Source organism: Streptomyces sp. NBC_01244 (assembly GCF_035987325.1).
GTDB lineage: Bacteria > Actinomycetota > Actinomycetes > Streptomycetales > Streptomycetaceae > Streptomyces.
In genome coordinates this window covers 8,202,233-8,217,992 of sequence record NZ_CP108488.1, presented here as the reverse complement: position 1 = coordinate 8,217,992, position 15,760 = coordinate 8,202,233, and the positions used below count along the sequence as shown (strand labels likewise).

Below are 15,760 nucleotides of genomic sequence, written 5' to 3'. Positions count from 1 at the left end.
CCACAAGGACCGCCATGCGTTCCCTCTCCACCGCACGAGATCTCTGCGACCACCACCACCCCGGCCTGCTCAAGGCCCTGGGAGACATCCCGTACGAGCGGCGCGAGGCCCCCGGCAGCCCGGTCATCGACCTGTTCCGCAACCACGACGGGGCCGGACTGCTGATCCCGCGGGAGTACGGAGGCCACGGCGCGGACGCGCTCGACGCCATCCGGGTCCAGCGCGCCCTCGGCTCGCTCTCGCCCTCCACCGCCGCCGTGGCGGCCATGCACCACTTCACCGCCGCGACGCTGTACGCCCTCGCCGCCGATCCCGGCAGGCTCACCCCCGCCCAGCTGGAGACGCTCTCCGGCATCGCGCCGGGGCGCCGGCTGATGGCGTCCGGCTGGGCGGAGGGACGTACCCAGCAGAACATCCTCGTTCCGGCGGTGGCTGCGACCCCCACCGAGGGCGGCTACCTGCTCAACGGCACGAAGAAGCCGTGCAGCCTGTCCCGTTCCATGGACCTGCTCACCGCCAGCATCGCGGTGCCCGGTCCCGACGGCGCCCCCGAACTGGCCCTGGCCATGGTGAACCTGCCCACGCGGGGGCTGTCCGTGCACCCGTTCTGGGGCAACGACGTCCTCGCCGCCGCCGAGAGCGACGAGGTCCGTCTGACCGACGTCTTCGTCCCCGAGGAACTGGTCGTCCGGACCACCGCCGAGGACCCCGGCCGGCTCGACGACCTGCAGACGGTCGCCTTCGTCTGGTTCGAGCTGCTGATCTCGGCCGCCTACGTCGGCGCGGCGAGCACGCTGGCCGAGCAGGTGCTGGTCCGGGAGCGGGGTACCGCCGGGGAACGTGCCGCCCTCGTCATCCGGATCGACTCGGCCTTCGCCCTGCTGGAGGGCGCCGCGCGGGCGGTCCTCGCCGGGCTCGGCGGTGAAGAGGCCGTCGCCCAGGTGCTGGTGGCCCGGTACACCGTGCAGGACCTCCTCGCCCAGGCGGTGGACCAGGCCGTGGAGCTGCTCGGAGGCCTCGACTTCATCCGCTCCGGCGACCACGCCCGGCTGGCCACCGCCGTGCGCGCGCTCGCCTTCCATCCGCCCGGCCGCGGCGCGGCCGCCGAACCCCTGGTGGCCTGGTTCGCGGGCAACCCCCTGGAGCTGTCATGACCACCACCCACCAGGTCCCCGGGACCCATACCGAACAGCAGATACTCGACCTGTACCGGGCCCATCTGAGCAAGGGCCGGGCCACCCTCGCAGAGCTCTTCGGCACTCACATGGAGATGGCGTCGGAGGGAGCGTGGATCACCACCAGCGACGGGGCGCGCTTCCTGAACGCGGGCGGGTACGGGGTCTTCATCATGGGAGCCCGGCACCCCGTCGTCATGGAGGCGGTCGAACGGCAGCTGCGCACGCACCCCGTCGCCACCCGCATCCTGCTGGAGCCGACCGTCGCGCTGGCCGCCGAGGCCCTCGTCTCGGTGATGCCTCCGGGCCTGGACAGGGTGCACTTCGCCCTGTCGGGCGCCGAGGCCGTGGAGACGGGACTCAAGCTGGCGCGGGCCAACGGCCGCAAGCGCACCGTCTCGATGAACGGCGGCTACCACGGCAAGACCCTCGGGGCCCTCTCGGCCACGGCGAAGGAGGTCTACCAGCGGCCCTTCCGCCCGCTCCTTCCCGACGTCCGGCACATCCCGTACGGGGACGCCGACGCCCTGGAGGCGGAGCTCGCCGCACACCCCGGCGAGGTGTGCGTGATCCTGGAGCCCGTCCAGGGCGAGGGCGGCGTGATCATCCCGCCCAAGGGATACCTCAAGCGGGTCGAGGAACTCGTGCGCGAGTACGACGGATTCCTCATCCTCGACGAGGTGCAGTCCGGCTTCGGCCGCCTCGGCGAATGGTGGGGCGCCGACATCGAGGGCGTCGTCCCCGACGTCCTGCTGGCGGGCAAGGCGCTCGGCGGCGGAGTGGTCCCGGTCTCGGCCGCCGTCGCGACCCGGGAGGCGTTCCGGCCCTTCGACAAAGACCCCTACGTCCACACCGCCACGTTCTCCGGACAGCCGCTGCTGATGGCCGCCGTCCAGGGCTCGATCCAGGCCATGCGGGACGGCCGGCTGGTCTCCCGCGCCGGCGACCTCGGGGCGGTACTGCTGCCGCGCATCGCCGAGATCGCCCGCCGCAACATTCCCGACCTGCTCGTCGACGTACGCGGTCAGGGGCTGCTCATCGGTGTCGAGCTGACCGAGGCGGGCCTGGCGGGCGAGCTGCTCATCGAACTGTTCAACCACGGAGTGGTGGCGAACCACTCGATGAACGGCAGTTCGGTGGTGCGGTTCACGCCTCCCGCGACCCTCACCGACCAGGAAGCCGACGTGCTCCTCGACTCCTTCGACAAAGCCACCCGCGCCCTGATCAGCGGGTCGGCCACCCTGCCCGGAAGGCGGTAAGAGATCGTGCGGCACGTCGAACTGGAGGCCTGTGTGCGCTCCGAAAAGGCCCGGCACGTCTACGACAACGTACTGCGCTGGGAGCGCTATCCCGAGCTCGCACCGCACGTGCAGTCGACCACGGTCCACGCGACCCACCCCGATCCGGAGGCCGGCTCCAGCTGGGAACTCCACTTCCGCAGTGGGCTGCTGCGCTGGACCGAACGGGACCGGTTCCTCCCCGACCGGCTGGAGATCCACTTCGAGCAGACGGAAGGGGACTTCGACGCCTTCTCCGGCACGTGGCGCCTGGAGCAGCGGGGTGACGACGTCGCGGTCCGCTTCTCGGCCGACTTCGACTTCGGCATCCCCAGCCTCGAAGGAATCCTCGACCCCATCGCGGAGCGCGTGATCAGAGAGACGGTCGCCTGGGCCGTCACCGGGCTGTTCCCCCGGACCGACCTGGTCGGCGACACCGGTCTCGACGACTCCGCCCCCGGCCTCCCGGCCACCGTCTGATTCCCGCCCGCCACCCCGGCGGGGCCCTCAGCAGGATCCGCAGGAGACGACTCATGGACCAGGCCAACCCCTTCGAAACGCCCAGGACCTTCAGCCTCCACCGCGCCGAGTATCTGGTCGGGCTGGCCGTGTCGACCGGGCTGATCATCGCTCACTTCGGCGAGATCCGGTGGCTGCCGGCCATCGCGCTGTTCCTCTACATCGACCTGATCGGCTACCTGCCCGGCGCCATCGCGTTCCGGCGCAGCGGCGGCCGGCCCATCGCCAAGACGTACTACGTGCTCTACAACGTGATGCACAGCATGATCACCCAGGGCGCGGTCGCCGCGCTGTGGTGCTGGCTGGTGAAGCCCGAGTGGGCCCTGCTCGTGCTGCCGTTCCATCTCTTCGGCGACCGGGGACTGTTCGGCAACTTCATGAAGTCGTTCGCGCTGCCCTTCGAACCGGTCCGGCAGACGGGCTACCTGCGACTGCTGGACGATCTCGGACTCGCCCACCCCAAGCCCGTCGGGCACGCCACCGAGCCCACCCCCGTCGGCCACGTGGCCCCGCAGTCGGCCGGAGCGGCCCGATGAGGTCCTCGGCGAAGGCACCGGCCCGGCTGCTGATCGACCAGTTGGCCGCACCGGTGGCGGTGCTCACCGTGCGGCACCAGGGGCGTACGCACGGCACCACGGTCAGCACTCTGACCCGGGTCTCGCACCGCCCGCTGCTCGTCGGTACGGCGCTGCGGGCCGGTTCGGTGCTGTCCCGGCTGGCCTCCGCCGAAGGGCGGTTCGCCGTCAACGTACTGGGTGCGTCCCAGAGTTCCATCGCCCGCTGGTTCGCTTCCAGCGCCCGCCCGGACGGCGTCGAGCAGTTCGCCGCCGTCGACTGGCACCCCGATCCGTACACCGCGGCGCCCCTGCTCGACGGTGCGCTCGCGCACTACGCCTGCCGGCTCTCGGCGAGTTACGTCGTCGGCGACCACGAGGTGCTGCTCGGGCAGGTCGTCCGGGTGGACAGCGGCGCCGGCGACCCGCTGCTGAGCTACGGGGGCGGACTCGTCGCCGGCGCGCTGCACCCGCAGACCGGCCCGGGCGGCATACCCCAACCCCACATCGAGGAGGAAGCCGGATGACCGACACCACGCGCGACCGGACGGCCGGCGCGAACCGGGTCACGGCCCCCGAGGCCGACTGGGACACCGCGCCGGGCCTGCTCGACGGCGCCATGAAGCTCACGCTCGGGCCCGAGGACTGCGACCTGGCGTACTGGATCACCTCGGTCGCCCAGGGCACGCTGCGCGACCGGGGGGTGACCGGACACCACGAGGACGCCGGGGTGCCGGAGCTGCTGACCCGGCCGGGTCCGCTGAACGAGGCGCTGACCCTGGAGTTCGGCTTCCGCAGCGTCGCCGAGGAGATCGCCACCCGGCTGCTCGGGCACTACGTGGCCCTCGCGCCCGGCATCCCCGAGATGGAGTTCTACGCCACCCAGATGATCGACGAGGCCCGGCACTCCCGGGTGTTCCGCAACCACCTGGTGGAGCTCGGCAGGCCGGCCGCGACCCTGCTGCGGGACATCGACGAGATGGCGGCCGACTACCGGCGCAGGGTACTGCGGCCGGTCGAGGACTTCACGCTCGAAGTCATCCGGGACGAGGGGGACTTCCTCGGCGGTGTCGCGGTGTTCGCCATCGTCATCGAAGGGGTCCTGGCCCCCGCGGCCGAACTCAGCGAACGCAAGTGGACCCCCCTGTCGCCCGCGACCGGGGAGATCTCCCGGGGGACGGCCATCGACGAGATCCGCCATCTGACCGTCGCCAGCACCATCCTGCGCGACCGGTTGCGGGAACACCCCGAGGAGCGGCCGCGGGTGCTGGACGTCATCGGGCGGGGCGTCAGGCTGTGGGACGAGATCCCCGACCGCGAGTTCGTCATCCACCGCGAGGAACTGTTCCAGGAAGGCATGAAGGAACACGCCGACCTCATCGGGGACTACGAGATCTGGCCCGGCGTACGGATGCTCGACACCACCGCCGAGCAGCGCTACGCCATGGCGGAGCGCTGGACCGACGAGATGGCCGAGGCGCGCATGGCCTACATGGAACTGCCCGTCGACGTACTGACCGGCGGTCCGGGGCGGCCGGCATGACAGCGGGCGCACCGGCAGCGGTGATCTGCGGCATCGGCGGGTACGTACCGCCCGGCGTGGTCACCAACCAGGACCTGACGAGCCGTCTGGACACCACCGACAAGTGGATCCGCAGCCGGACGGGCATCGCGTCCCGGCACGTGATCTCGCCCGGCACCGCCACCTCCGACCTCGCGGTCGAGGCGGGTGGGCTGGCCCTGGCCTCGGCGGGTGGCGAGCCCCCGGACGCGGTGGTGCTCGCCACCACCACACCGGACCGGCCCTGCCCGGCCACCGCACCCGAAGTGGCCGCCAGGCTGGGACTCGACGGCGCAGCCGCGTTCGACGTCGCCGCCGTGTGCTCGGGATTCCTGTACGGCCTCGCCACGGCCTCCGGGCTGATCGTGTCGGGGACCGTGCGCAGGGTCCTACTGATCGGCGCCGACGCCTTCACCACCATCGTCGACCCGGCCGACCGGGGGACCGCGGTCATCTTCGCCGACGGCGCGGGAGCCGTGGTCCTGCGCTCCGGTGACGCTACCGAACCGGGGGCCGTCGGGCCGCTGGTCCTGGGCAGCGACGGCCGGCTGAGCGACCTGATCGAGGTCCCGGCGGGCGGCTCACGCCAGCGGTCCTCCGGCCGCCCGCCCGCTCCGGGCGAGGAGTACTTCCGGATGCGGGGGCGCGAGACGTACCGGCACGCCGTGGAGCGGATGAGCGCCGCCTCGCGCACGGCCCTGGAGACGGCGGGCTGGGAGATCGGCGACGTCGACCGGTTCGCCGCCCACCAGGCCAACGGCCGCATCCTCACGGCGGTGGCCGAGGAGCTCGGTGTGCCGGCGGAGCGCTCCCTGTCCAACATCGAGCGGGTCGGCAACACCGGTGCCGCCTCGATCCCCCTGCTGCTGGCCCAGTCCGCGGCCGACGGCTCCCTCGTAGGAGGGCACCGGCTCCTCATGACCGCCTTCGGCGGAGGTCTCGCCTGGGGCGCCGCCGCCCTGGTCTGGCCGAACGTCAAGGCCGCCTGACCGACACCGCCTCACCGCCCTTCTCGCGTACGCGCCCATCGATGACTCAAGGAGACCGCAATGCCGAACACGTTCGAGACCCTCAAGGAAATCCTGGTCAGCAAGTTGAAGGTGGATGCCGGGCAGGTGACGCCCGAAGCCACCCGGGAGGAGGTCGAGCTGGACTCGCTGGCAGTGGTCGAACTCTCGCTGCTGCTGGAGAAGGAGCTCGGCGTGAAGGTCAGCGACGACGAGCTGCTGGACCTGGACACCATCGGCGACATGGCGCTGCTCGTGGAGCAGCGGATGTCGACGGTCTGATGCCCGCCACCGACACCGCGGTCACCGGCCTGGGTCTGGTCACGCCCGGCGGCGTCGGTACGGAGCCGACCTGGGAGGCCGTCCTTGCGGGGCGGGCCACCGCGGCGCTCGACCCCGTGCTCGACGGCCACCCGGTCCGGCTCTCGTGCCGGGTCCCCGGATTCGATCCGGACGCACTGCTCGGTGGCCGGCGGGCGCTGCGCCTCGACCGGTTCGTCCAGTTCGCGCTGGTGGCCGCCAAGGAGGCGGTTGCCGACGCCGGACTGGACCCGGCGACCTGGGACGGCGCCCGGGTCGGCGTCGTCCTCGGCTGCGCGGACGGCGGGCCGGGCACCGTCGAGACGCAGCACCGGACGCTGCTGAAGGAGGGCCCGCGGCGGGTGTCCCCGCTGCTGCTGCCCATGCAGCTGCCGAACATGCTGGCGGGGCAGGCCGCCATCGAGTTCGGCGCCCGCGGCCCCAACCTGGTGGTGGCCACCGCCTGCGCCTCGGGTGCCACCGCGATCGGCACGGCCCGTGATCTGCTGGCCATGGACCGGTGCGACATCGTGCTGGCGGGCGGCAGCGAAGCCATGATCACGCCCTTGGTCATGGCCGGCTTCGCGAGCATGGGGGCCTTGTCACGGCGCGAAGACGACCCGGCGACCGCGTCGCGCCCCTTCGACGCCGGGCGCGACGGCTTCGTCGCCGGTGAGGGAGCGGGGGTGCTGGTCCTCGAGCGGGTCGCCGACGCCCGTGCCCGCGGCGCCCGGATCCGGGCGCGCATCGCGGGCTATGGAGCCAGCGCGGACGCCCACCACATGACCAGCCCGGATCCGCGGGGCCGCGCCGTCGAGGCCGCCGTACGGGCCGCGCTCGCCGACGCGGGTGCCTCGCCCGGTGACATCGCGCACGTCAACGCGCACGGTACGTCGACGCCGTTGAACGACCTGATGGAGGGCCAGATGCTCGCCCGGGTGTTCGGAGGTCACCCGCTCGTCACCTCGACGAAGGGGGTGACGGGCCATCTGCTGGGGGCCGCCGGAGCGGTCGAGGCGGCGCTGGGTGTGCTCACCGTGGAGCGGTCGGTGATTCCGCCCACGGCCTCGCTCCAAGAGCTCGATCCGCGGCTCGACCTCGAGGTGGCCACCTCCGCCACCGGCGCGCGCATCGACCTGGCCCTGAGCAATTCCTTCGGATTCGGTGGTCAGAACGCGGTCCTGGCCATCGCCGCCGCCTGACCCGACGGACAGGGGAGTCCCGTGCACGACGTACGAGAACTGATCGAGCGGGACCAGAGGACGGCGGCCGCGCTCGCCCGCCGCGGCTACGAGCTGCGGGTCGCGCCGCTCCGGGAGGCCCAGCGGCGCCGTACCGAGGCCGCTGACCGGGTGACCCGGCTGCGGGCCGAGCTGAACCGGGTCTCCCGGGCCGCCCGCTCCGCCGGCGGCGGACCGTCCGATGCCGAGCGCGACGCGGCCCGGGAACTGCGCGGCGCGGTCCGGCAGGCCGAAGAGGCGGTCTCGGCGGCCGAACGGGAACTGCGCGACCGGCTGCTCACCGTCCCCAACGTGCCGGACGACGACGTGCCGGACGGCCGTACCGGGGACGACACGGTGGAGGTGCGCCGGGGCGGGCCGCCTCCCGTGCCGGCCGGTCCGGAACGCCATCACGCCAGGATCGGCGAGACCCTGGGGATCCTGGACGCCGCCGCGGCCGGCCGCCTGTCGGGGGCCAGGTTCAGCGTCGCCCGCGGCGCCGGAGCCCGGCTGGAACGGGCGCTGGCCGACTTCTTCCTGGACCTGCACACGGAAGGCCAGGGGTACACGGAGTACTCGGTGCCCTACCTGGTCAGCCGGGAGACCATGACGGGCACGGGGCAACTGCCGAAATTCGAGGACGATCTCTTCGCCACCTCGGTCGGGGGCCGGGAGCTGATGCTCATTCCGACCGGCGAGGTGCCTCTGACCAACCTCTTCGCCCGGCAGACGATCGACGCGGCGGGGCTGCCGCTCGCCGTCACGGCCCGCACCCCTTGCTTCCGCGCCGAGGCGGGCTCGTACGGCCGTGACACCCGGGGGATCCTGAGGCTGCACCAGTTCGAGAAGGTGGAGCTGGTCAGGATCTGCCGCCCGGAGGACTCCCGTGCCGAGCTGGAGGTCCTGCTCGGGCATGCCGAGGAGTGCCTGCGGAGGCTGGAGCTCTCCTACCGGGTCGTGCTGCTGCCCGCCGGTGACCTCGGGTTCTCCGCGCGCATGACCTACGACATGGAGGTGTGGCTGCCGGGTTCGGACGCCTACCGGGAGATCTCCTCGGTCTCCGACTGCGGCACCTTCCAGGCGCGCCGGGCCGGGATCCGCGTGCGGACGCGCGACGGCGTCAGGTCGCCCGCCGCCACCCTCAACGGCTCGGCCCTGCCGATCGGCCGTACGGTCGCGGCGCTGCTGGAGCAGGGGTTGCGCGAGGACGGTTCGGTGGAGCTCCCGGCCGCGCTCGTGCCGTACGCCGGGTTCCGCCGCGTGCTGCCCGGCGGCGGTACGGCATCGTGAGCGGCAGTGGACGGCACCCGTCCATCGCCGCTCGCGATGCCGGTCAGCAGACCGGGAAGGGCTGACGCAGCGACGGGTCCTGGTTGAGGATGTCCCTGAAGCGCTGCCGGAGCTGGACCGACGGCTCCATGCCCAGCTCCTCCACCAGCCGGCTGCGCGCCTTGTTGTACGCCTCGACGGCCTCGGCCTGCCGTCCGCAGCGGTAGAGGGCCAGCATCAGCATCTCGGTGATCCGCTCCCGCCAAGGGTGGACGGTACTCATCCGCTTGAGTTCCCCTATGACGTGGAACGGATCCTCGCATCCGATTCCGAGCCAGAGCTTGTCCTCCAGCGCCGTCATGTATTCCTCGTCGAGCTGGAGGGCCACGCTCTGGCACATCGGCCCGGCGGGCACGTCCTGGAGGGGCGAGCCCCGCCACAGCCCCAGCGCCTCTTCCAGTAATGCGTAGGCCCGCCGGGGGTCGTCGGCGACGACCCGCCGGGATTCCGCGATCCGCCCGCGGAAGACGTTCATGTCGAGGTGATCGGCCGCGACCTCCAGGGTGTACCCGGATGCCCGAGTGACCAGGTGGGCGGGTGGGGCGGTCGTTCCCGCCACCTTCTGGAGGGTCCCGCGCAACCGGTAGATGTGGGCTTGCAGAGAGTTGTTCGCCGTCGGCGGCGGACTTTCCCCCCACAGCTCCGTGTAGAGCTGCTCCGCCGGCACCGGCCGGCCACCGCTCACCAACAGGGCCGCGAGAAGTGTCCGCTGTCTCGCTCCCGGAATGCTGTGGAATTGACCATCCAGCTGATAACCGACCGCGCCGAGTATTCGGAACATCACTGGCTCGATTCTCCTTACGCGTGCTCTGCGTTGGCATATCCTCGGCGGGCCAGCAACCCGTGGGGAGGGTGGCCCGTGTCACAGATGGTTGCACCATACAGTTGGGGGATTCGCGCTCGATTTCAAGATTGCCATGGAACGTCCGCGCCGAGTCGGGGTATTTATGGGCAGCCGATGTTTATCCGCCAATGGAATGATCAAATCCGCATAAGTTTCGACCGATTTATCACCATCTCTACGGCGGATCGGGCGCACACACGTACGCCCTTCGGCCTGCGCGTCGATGGAGTGACCATAGAGCGAGAGGTCGGCGGCAATCCCGCCCCGGGAACACGGCCAAGGGCGGGACAGTGTTTGGCCTGATCTCTTCATTACCTCCGACGTAATTGACGGAACTGCAGGAGAGGCAGAAGCTGTTTGCCCGGTTGTAAATTCCGGATGAGCAAGCCGAACTGGAGTCCTGGGATGACGTCAGAAGCAACTCCTCACACCGACACCAGGAGCGGTGGCAAAACAACAGGTGGCGAAGGACCGTCCTGGGGCGCACTGGTCATCGTCATGGTGGGCACCTTCATGACCGTCCTCGACTACTTCATCGCCAATGTGGCCATCCCCGCCATCCAGAGTGATCTCCAGGCCAGTGCCGCACAGGCGCAGCTGGTCATCGTCGGATACGGCGTGGCCTTCACGGCGGGTCTGATCACGGGCGGCCGGATCGGGGACCTCTTCGGCCGCCGGCGGATGTTCGCCCTGGGCCTCCTGCTCTTCGCGGTGGCCTCCGCGGCCTGCGGCCTGGCGCCCAACGCCGAACTGCTCGTCGTGGCCCGGGTGGTACAGGGCGCCGCGGCCTCGCTGATGGTGCCCCAGGTCCTCGGCATCATCGGCACGGTCTACACCGGCCCGAGCCGCGCCGCCGCCTTCAACGTCTACGGAATGGTCGTCGGACTCGCCGGCGTCTTCGGACAGGTGATCGGCGGCGTGCTGATCACCGTCGACATCGGAGGCCTGGACTGGCGGAGCATCTTCCTGATCAACGTGCCGGTCAGCCTGGTGGCGCTGCTCTTCGTCTTCCGCACGGTCCCCGAGTCGCGCAACGCCGACGGCACCCGTCTCGACCTGCCCGGCGCGGTCCTGGTGACCGCCGCCCTGGCCCTGCTGGTGACCGCCCTCGTCGAGGGACGCGAACAGGGCTGGCCGACCTGGAGCTGGGTATCCCTGCTCCTGGCGGTCGTGCTGTCCGTCACGGCGGTCTCCCACCTGCGCAAGCGTGAAAGGGAGGGACGCGGCCCGCTGATCTCGCTCACACTCTTCCGCAGCCGCGTCTTCTCCATCGGGCTCGCCGCCACCGTCACCTACTTCCTCGCGATGGGCTCCTTCTTCTTCCTCCTCGCGCTCTATCTCCAGCAGGGCCGCGGACTGTCCCCGCTGGAGTCCGGACTGCTCTTCCTCGCCCTGGGCGCGGGCTACTTCGGCTCCTCGCTGATGTCCGGCCGACTGGCCGGCCGACTGGGGCGGAGCCTGGTGGTTTCGGGCCCGCTGACCCTCGCCGCCGGATACGTACTGACGGGTCTCGCGGTCACCCTGAACGGCACCGACGGCAACATCCTCTGGCTCGTCCCCTCTCTGCTGATCGCCGGCATGGGCATGGGAATGACCACCGGACCGCTCACCGGGCTGGTGCTGTCCGGTTCCGCCCCCGAGCACGCGGCCTCCTCGTCCGGAGCGGTCAACACGGCGCAGGAGGGCGGCGCCGCGATCGGCGTGGCCATCGCCGGCACGGTGTTCTTTCCCGCACTCGGCGGAGCCGCGCTGGCGGCCGACTACCCGCACGCCTTCACCCTTTCGCTGATCCCGCTCGTCGTCTTCTGCTGCGCCGCGGCCTTCATGATCCGCATGATTCCGGCCGCCGCCGACGCGGACTGAGGACACCGGGCACCCCGCTGCACCCGCCGCATCCACCCCGCCCACGCTCCGGCACGAACGAAGGGACCGATCTCCATGCCGTACATCACCACGGAAGACGGCACGAACCTGTACTGCACCGACTGGGGTTCGGGCCGCCCGGTCGTCCTGCTGGGCACCGGGGTGATGAGCTCACGGGTCTGGGAGTTCCAGGCGTCGTACCTGACGGAGCGGGGCCTGCGCTGCGTCAGCTACGACCGGCGGGGCTGCGGCCGCTCCGACTGGCCGTGGTCCGGGTACGACTACGACACCCTGGCCGGCGATCTGGCAGCGGTGCTGGACGGTCTGGACCTGCGCGAAGTGGCCCTGGTGGGCTGCGGCGTGGGCGCCGGGGAGGCGGTGCGCCACCTCTCCCGGTACGGTGCGGACCGCATCGACAGGCTCGTACTGATCAGCCCGACCACGCCGTTCATGATGCGCACGGACGACAACCCGGACGGCATCGACGTGGCGTTGCTCGACGCGATGGCGGCGACGATCGACGCCGACCGGCCGCGCTGGGCGGCCGGTCTGGCGGCGCCGTTCTTCGGCGGCCCCGGCGCCGGTCCCGAGGACCTCCCCGTCTCTCCCGAACTGGCCCGCTGGATGGCGGACCTGGCACTGGACAGCTCACCGCGGGCCACTCAGGAGATCTACCGGACCCTGTTCACCACCGACCAGCGCGCGGAGACCGCCGAGGTCACCGTCCCCACCCTCGTCATCCACGGGGAGGCCGACCTGGCGGCGCCGGTCGAGCTGTGCGGAGCGCGGACGGCGGGCCTCATGGCGAACAGCTCGTTCATCCGCTACGAGGGTGCGGCCCACGGTCTGTTCGCCACTCACGCCGACCGGCTCAACAAGGACATCCTGTCCTTCCTGTCCGGCTGACGTTCCGCGGCCGCCCGGAAGGCGGCGGCCGTGTGGCCGTCCGCCGGGTGCATCGTCTCCAGTGACAGCTCGGCCACCGTGATGTCGGTGGCCGCACCGAAGGTGGTGATCGTGCTGAAGAGCTTCAGCTCCGTGCCGAGCGCGCGGATCCGGATCGACGCGACGATGGTGTCCGAAAGTTCCTGACAGTCCTTCGCGGTGCGCTGGCCGTATCTCGTCACCTCCTCGTACAGCTCGCGCAGGCTCTCCCGCCCCGAGTACACCGACTGGCGGTAGAGCCGCCCCAGCAGGTGGCTGCGCCACTCGTCGACGTTGACGACCTGACGGGCCAGCCCCTCGGGGTGCAGGCAGACCCGCATGACGTTGACCGGAGGGACGAGGAGGGTGGGCGAGACTTCCGCCAGCAGCAGTTCGGCGCCCAGGTTCATGGCGACGATGTCCTCGTCGGCGTCGACGGCCAGTGCCGGATAGGGGGCGTGGGCGGTGATCAAGCGGTCGACCGCTTCCCGCACCACCTTCAGCCTGGGGGCCTCGAGGGGGGTCTCCTGGTAGAGCGGCGAGTAACCAGCCGAAACCAAAAGGGTGTTGCGCTGCCGGAGCGGGATCTCCAGACCGTCCGCCAGTCTGTGGAGCAGCGACCGGCTGGGCCGGGAACGCCCGGTTTCGACGAAACTGAGATGACGTGCCGAGGTCTCGACCTGGAGGGCGAGCTCGTGCTGACTGATCTTCCTTCGTCGGCGCCACTCACGTAAGAGGGAGCCAACTCCGCCTTCTGTAATGGGCAGGGTCATGGTGCGAGCATAACCGGCCAGGCTTCGTGCGGGCCGGTCCCAGCGCCATGATCCCGCTAAGACCAGCCACCCGAACCGCGCGGCCCGCACCGACCGCGACCCGCCGCCGAGCTGAACGATCGGGGTCTGGGCCCGGGGCGGAGGGGTGCCGCGCACCGTCCCGTGATGCGGGGCCGCTAGTCCAGAACCGGCCTGCCTGGGGCGGAAAATCCGACCGCCGTTCGCCTGGTGTACGCGCCGGCGTCACGTCAGGCTCCCTTACCGGAACCCCGGACGCGCTGTGCTGGGGTGTTCAGCCACCCCTCAACCGCGGAGGTCGTTCCCGCCATGGCAGAACTCAATCGTCGGCGTTTCCTGCAGCTCGCAGGCGGCACGACAGCCCTGACGATGCTGGGCGAGAGCATCGCCCGCGCCGCCGCGATCCCCGCCCAGGGGACCACCGGCTCCATCGCGGACGTCGAGCACATCGTGGTGCTCATGCAGGAGAACCGTTCCTTCGATCACTACTTCGGCGCGCTGCGCGGTATCCGCGGCTTCGGCGACCCGCGCCCGGTGACCTTGCCCAGCGGCAAGTCCGTCTGGCACCAGTCCGACGGAACGAAGGAGACGCTGCCCTTCCGGCCGCCGTCCGAGGACCTGGGCATGGAGTTCCTCCAGGGCCTCAACCACGACTGGGCGGGCGGCCAGAGCGCCTTCAACAAGGGCAAGTACGACAACTGGGTGCCCGCCAAGACCGCCACCACCATGGCCCACCTGACCCGCCAGGACATCCCCTTCCACTACGCCCTGGCGGACGCCTTCACCATCTGCGACGCCTACCACTGCTCGTTCATCGGCTCCACCGACCCCAACCGCTACTACCTCTGGTCGGGCCACACCGGCAACGACGGCCAGGGCGGCGGCCCCGTCCTCGACAACGCCGAGGCCGGCTACGGCTGGACCACCTACCCGGAGCGCCTGGAGGCGGCCGGAGTCTCCTGGAAGGTCTACCAGGACATCGGCGACGGCCTCGACGCCGCCGGCTCCTGGGGCTGGATCAACGACGCCTACCGCGGCAACTACGGCGACAACTCGCTGCTGTACTTCAACAACTACCGGAGCGCCCAGCCCGGCAGCGCCCTGTACGAGAAGGCCCGTACGGGCACCGACGCCAAGGCCGGCGAAGGCTACTTCGACAAGCTGCGCGCGGACGTCGTGAACGGCACCCTCCCGAAGATCTCCTGGATAGCCGCCCCCGAGGCCTTCAGCGAGCACTCCAACTGGCCGTCCAACTACGGCGCCTGGTACATCTCGCAGGTCCTGGACGCGCTCACCGCCAACCCCGACGTGTGGGCCCGTACCGCGCTGTTCATCACCTACGACGAGAACGACGGCTTCTTCGACCACGTCGTCCCGCCGTACGCGCCCGCCAGTGCCGCGCAGGGCCTGTCGACGACGCCCACCGCCCTGGACGTGTTCCCCGGCAAGGCCGGCTACGTGGCCGGACCTTACGGCCTGGGTCCGCGCGTCCCGATGCTCGTGGTCTCCCCCTGGAGCACCGGCGGTTTCGCCTGCTCCGAGACCTTCGACCACACCTCGGTCATCCGCTTCATGGAGCAGCGCTTCGGCGTCCACGAGCCCAACATCTCGCCCTGGCGCCGTGCCGTCTGCGGCGACCTCACCTCCGCCTTCGACTTCGCCCGCAAGGACACCGCCCCGGCCCCGCTGCCCGACACCGACGGCTGGTTCCCGCCGGACCGCGAGCGTCACCCCGACTTCCGGGCCACCCCGCCGGCCCAAGGGGCCATGCCCCGCCAGGAGAAGGGGCTGCGGCCCACGCGCGCGCTCAAGTACGCCCCGTACGTGGACGGCGCCGCGCTCGTCGCGGACGGCAGGTTCCGGCTGACGTTCAGCGGCGGCCCGGAGCTGGGCGCGCAGTTCTACGTCACCTCCGGCAACCGCACCGACGCCCCCTGGACCTACACCACCGAGGCCGGCAAGTCGATCGCGGACACCTGGAACACCGCCTACTCGGCCGGGTCCACCGACCTGACCGTGCACGGCCCGAACGGCTTCCTGCGCGGCTTCCGCAACCCCGGCACCGCCCCCGGCCCCGAGGTCACCGCCCGCCACAACGCCGCGACGGGGAACCTGGACCTCACCCTCACCAACGCGGGAGGCGCCACCGCCACCCTGACGGTCGCCAACGCCTACGGCGGCAGCCCGAAGCGCCTCACGGTCGCCAAGGGCGCCACCGTCACGCACACCGTCTCCCTGAAGAACACGCGCCGCTGGTACGACGTGAAGGTCACCGCGTCCGGCGCCCCGGGCTTCTTGCGCCGCTTCGCCGGGAAGGTGGAGACCGGCGCGGCGGGCCTGTCGGACCCGGCGATCCTGACGGAACAGTCCTCCTGACGGCACCCGCCCCGCCGGGG

At 71.1% G+C, this 15,760-nt stretch carries 15 protein-coding genes; 13 read left to right on the top strand and 2 right to left on the bottom strand.

Annotated elements, in window-relative coordinates; all coding sequences use genetic code 11:
* Positions 1 to 14 precede the first annotated feature (14 nt).
* Genes OG247_RS36555 through serS form a run of 10 tightly spaced genes read left to right on the top strand, consistent with a single transcriptional unit; the run spans position 15 to position 8,903 of the window.
* Positions 15 to 1,154 (top strand): acyl-CoA dehydrogenase family protein, encoded by a 1,140-nt coding sequence (locus tag OG247_RS36555; protein ID WP_327256256.1) that lies wholly within the window; start codon positions 15 to 17, stop codon positions 1,152 to 1,154.
* Complete coding sequence (locus OG247_RS36550; RefSeq protein ID WP_327256255.1) at positions 1,151 to 2,434, top strand: aspartate aminotransferase family protein; 1,284 nt, start codon at positions 1,151 to 1,153, stop codon at positions 2,432 to 2,434. Before OG247_RS36555 ends, OG247_RS36550 begins: the two co-directional genes overlap by 4 nt.
* Positions 2,435 to 2,440: 6 nt before the next feature.
* Positions 2,441 to 2,932, top strand: a complete 492-nt coding sequence (locus tag OG247_RS36545) for a type II toxin-antitoxin system RatA family toxin (protein WP_327256254.1) — start codon at positions 2,441 to 2,443, stop codon at positions 2,930 to 2,932.
* Between the two features lie 53 nt (positions 2,933 to 2,985).
* Positions 2,986 to 3,507: a hypothetical protein gene (locus OG247_RS36540; protein ID WP_327256253.1), complete on the top strand. Its 522-nt coding sequence runs from the start codon at positions 2,986 to 2,988 to the stop codon at positions 3,505 to 3,507.
* Positions 3,504 to 4,052, top strand: a complete 549-nt coding sequence (locus tag OG247_RS36535; RefSeq protein WP_327256252.1) for a flavin reductase family protein — start codon at positions 3,504 to 3,506, stop codon at positions 4,050 to 4,052. Before OG247_RS36540 ends, OG247_RS36535 begins: the two co-directional genes overlap by 4 nt.
* Positions 4,049 to 5,068 (top strand): VlmB-like protein, encoded by a 1,020-nt coding sequence (locus OG247_RS36530; protein ID WP_327256251.1) that lies wholly within the window; start codon positions 4,049 to 4,051, stop codon positions 5,066 to 5,068. The genes OG247_RS36535 and OG247_RS36530 overlap by 4 nt, the downstream gene beginning before the upstream one ends.
* Positions 5,065 to 6,075 (top strand): beta-ketoacyl-ACP synthase III, encoded by a 1,011-nt coding sequence (locus OG247_RS36525; protein ID WP_327256250.1) that lies wholly within the window; start codon positions 5,065 to 5,067, stop codon positions 6,073 to 6,075. The genes OG247_RS36530 and OG247_RS36525 overlap by 4 nt, the downstream gene beginning before the upstream one ends.
* A 60-nt stretch (positions 6,076 to 6,135) precedes the next feature.
* A complete protein-coding gene (locus OG247_RS36520) occupies positions 6,136 to 6,375 on the top strand; it encodes an acyl carrier protein (protein WP_327256249.1) in 240 nt (79 codons plus the stop codon).
* A complete protein-coding gene (locus OG247_RS36515; RefSeq protein WP_327256248.1) occupies positions 6,375 to 7,595 on the top strand; it encodes a beta-ketoacyl-[acyl-carrier-protein] synthase family protein in 1,221 nt (406 codons plus the stop codon). The genes OG247_RS36520 and OG247_RS36515 overlap by 1 nt, the downstream gene beginning before the upstream one ends.
* A 21-nt stretch (positions 7,596 to 7,616) precedes the next feature.
* The gene (gene serS, locus OG247_RS36510; RefSeq protein WP_327256247.1) at positions 7,617 to 8,903 is read left to right on the top strand and encodes a serine--tRNA ligase; all 1,287 of its coding nucleotides are present in this window, start codon (positions 7,617 to 7,619) and stop codon (positions 8,901 to 8,903) included.
* Positions 8,904 to 8,946: 43 nt separating this feature from the next.
* On the opposite strand, the gene OG247_RS36505 is transcribed toward serS, so the two are convergent.
* Positions 8,947 to 9,723, bottom strand: a complete 777-nt coding sequence (locus OG247_RS36505; protein ID WP_327256246.1) for an AfsR/SARP family transcriptional regulator — start codon at positions 9,721 to 9,723, stop codon at positions 8,947 to 8,949.
* Positions 9,724 to 10,191: 468 nt separating this feature from the next.
* Between OG247_RS36505 and OG247_RS36500 the strand changes: the two genes are divergently transcribed.
* On the top strand, positions 10,192 to 11,649 hold the full coding sequence (locus tag OG247_RS36500; protein ID WP_327256245.1) for an MFS transporter: 1,458 nt from the start codon (positions 10,192 to 10,194) through the stop codon (positions 11,647 to 11,649).
* Positions 11,650 to 11,724: 75 nt separating this feature from the next.
* The gene (locus OG247_RS36495; RefSeq protein WP_327256244.1) at positions 11,725 to 12,555 is read left to right on the top strand and encodes an alpha/beta fold hydrolase; all 831 of its coding nucleotides are present in this window, start codon (positions 11,725 to 11,727) and stop codon (positions 12,553 to 12,555) included.
* Here the strand turns inward: OG247_RS36495 and OG247_RS36490 are convergent.
* Entirely contained in the window at positions 12,507 to 13,346 is an 840-nt protein-coding gene (locus OG247_RS36490; protein ID WP_327256243.1) for a helix-turn-helix domain-containing protein, read from the bottom strand. The genes OG247_RS36495 and OG247_RS36490 overlap by 49 nt on opposite strands.
* Positions 13,347 to 13,673: 327 nt before the next feature.
* On the opposite strand from OG247_RS36490, the gene OG247_RS36485 reads away from it, so the two are divergent.
* The gene (locus OG247_RS36485) at positions 13,674 to 15,740 is read left to right on the top strand and encodes a phosphocholine-specific phospholipase C (protein WP_327256242.1); all 2,067 of its coding nucleotides are present in this window, start codon (positions 13,674 to 13,676) and stop codon (positions 15,738 to 15,740) included.
* Positions 15,741 to 15,760: the final 20 nt, after the last annotated feature.

Bases quoted from the DNA above. Each gene is read 5' to 3' on its own strand.
- OG247_RS36525 (WP_327256250.1), top strand. From the start codon at position 5,065: ATGACAGCGGGCGCACCGGCAGCGGTGATCTGCGGCATCGGCGGGTAC.
- OG247_RS36520 (WP_327256249.1), top strand. From the start codon at position 6,136: ATGCCGAACACGTTCGAGACCCTCAAGGAAATCCTGGTCAGCAAGTTG.
- OG247_RS36485 (WP_327256242.1), top strand. From the start codon at position 13,674: ATGGCAGAACTCAATCGTCGGCGTTTCCTGCAGCTCGCAGGCGGCACG.
- OG247_RS36495 (WP_327256244.1), top strand. From the start codon at position 11,725: ATGCCGTACATCACCACGGAAGACGGCACGAACCTGTACTGCACCGAC.
- OG247_RS36555 (WP_327256256.1), top strand. From the start codon at position 15: ATGCGTTCCCTCTCCACCGCACGAGATCTCTGCGACCACCACCACCCC.
- OG247_RS36535 (WP_327256252.1), top strand. From the start codon at position 3,504: ATGAGGTCCTCGGCGAAGGCACCGGCCCGGCTGCTGATCGACCAGTTG.
- OG247_RS36505 (WP_327256246.1), bottom strand. From the start codon at position 9,723: ATGTTCCGAATACTCGGCGCGGTCGGTTATCAGCTGGATGGTCAATTC.
- OG247_RS36515 (WP_327256248.1), top strand. From the start codon at position 6,375: ATGCCCGCCACCGACACCGCGGTCACCGGCCTGGGTCTGGTCACGCCC.
- OG247_RS36540 (WP_327256253.1), top strand. From the start codon at position 2,986: ATGGACCAGGCCAACCCCTTCGAAACGCCCAGGACCTTCAGCCTCCAC.
- OG247_RS36530 (WP_327256251.1), top strand. From the start codon at position 4,049: ATGACCGACACCACGCGCGACCGGACGGCCGGCGCGAACCGGGTCACG.
- OG247_RS36500 (WP_327256245.1), top strand. From the start codon at position 10,192: ATGACGTCAGAAGCAACTCCTCACACCGACACCAGGAGCGGTGGCAAA.
- OG247_RS36550 (WP_327256255.1), top strand. From the start codon at position 1,151: ATGACCACCACCCACCAGGTCCCCGGGACCCATACCGAACAGCAGATA.
- OG247_RS36490 (WP_327256243.1), bottom strand. From the start codon at position 13,346: ATGACCCTGCCCATTACAGAAGGCGGAGTTGGCTCCCTCTTACGTGAG.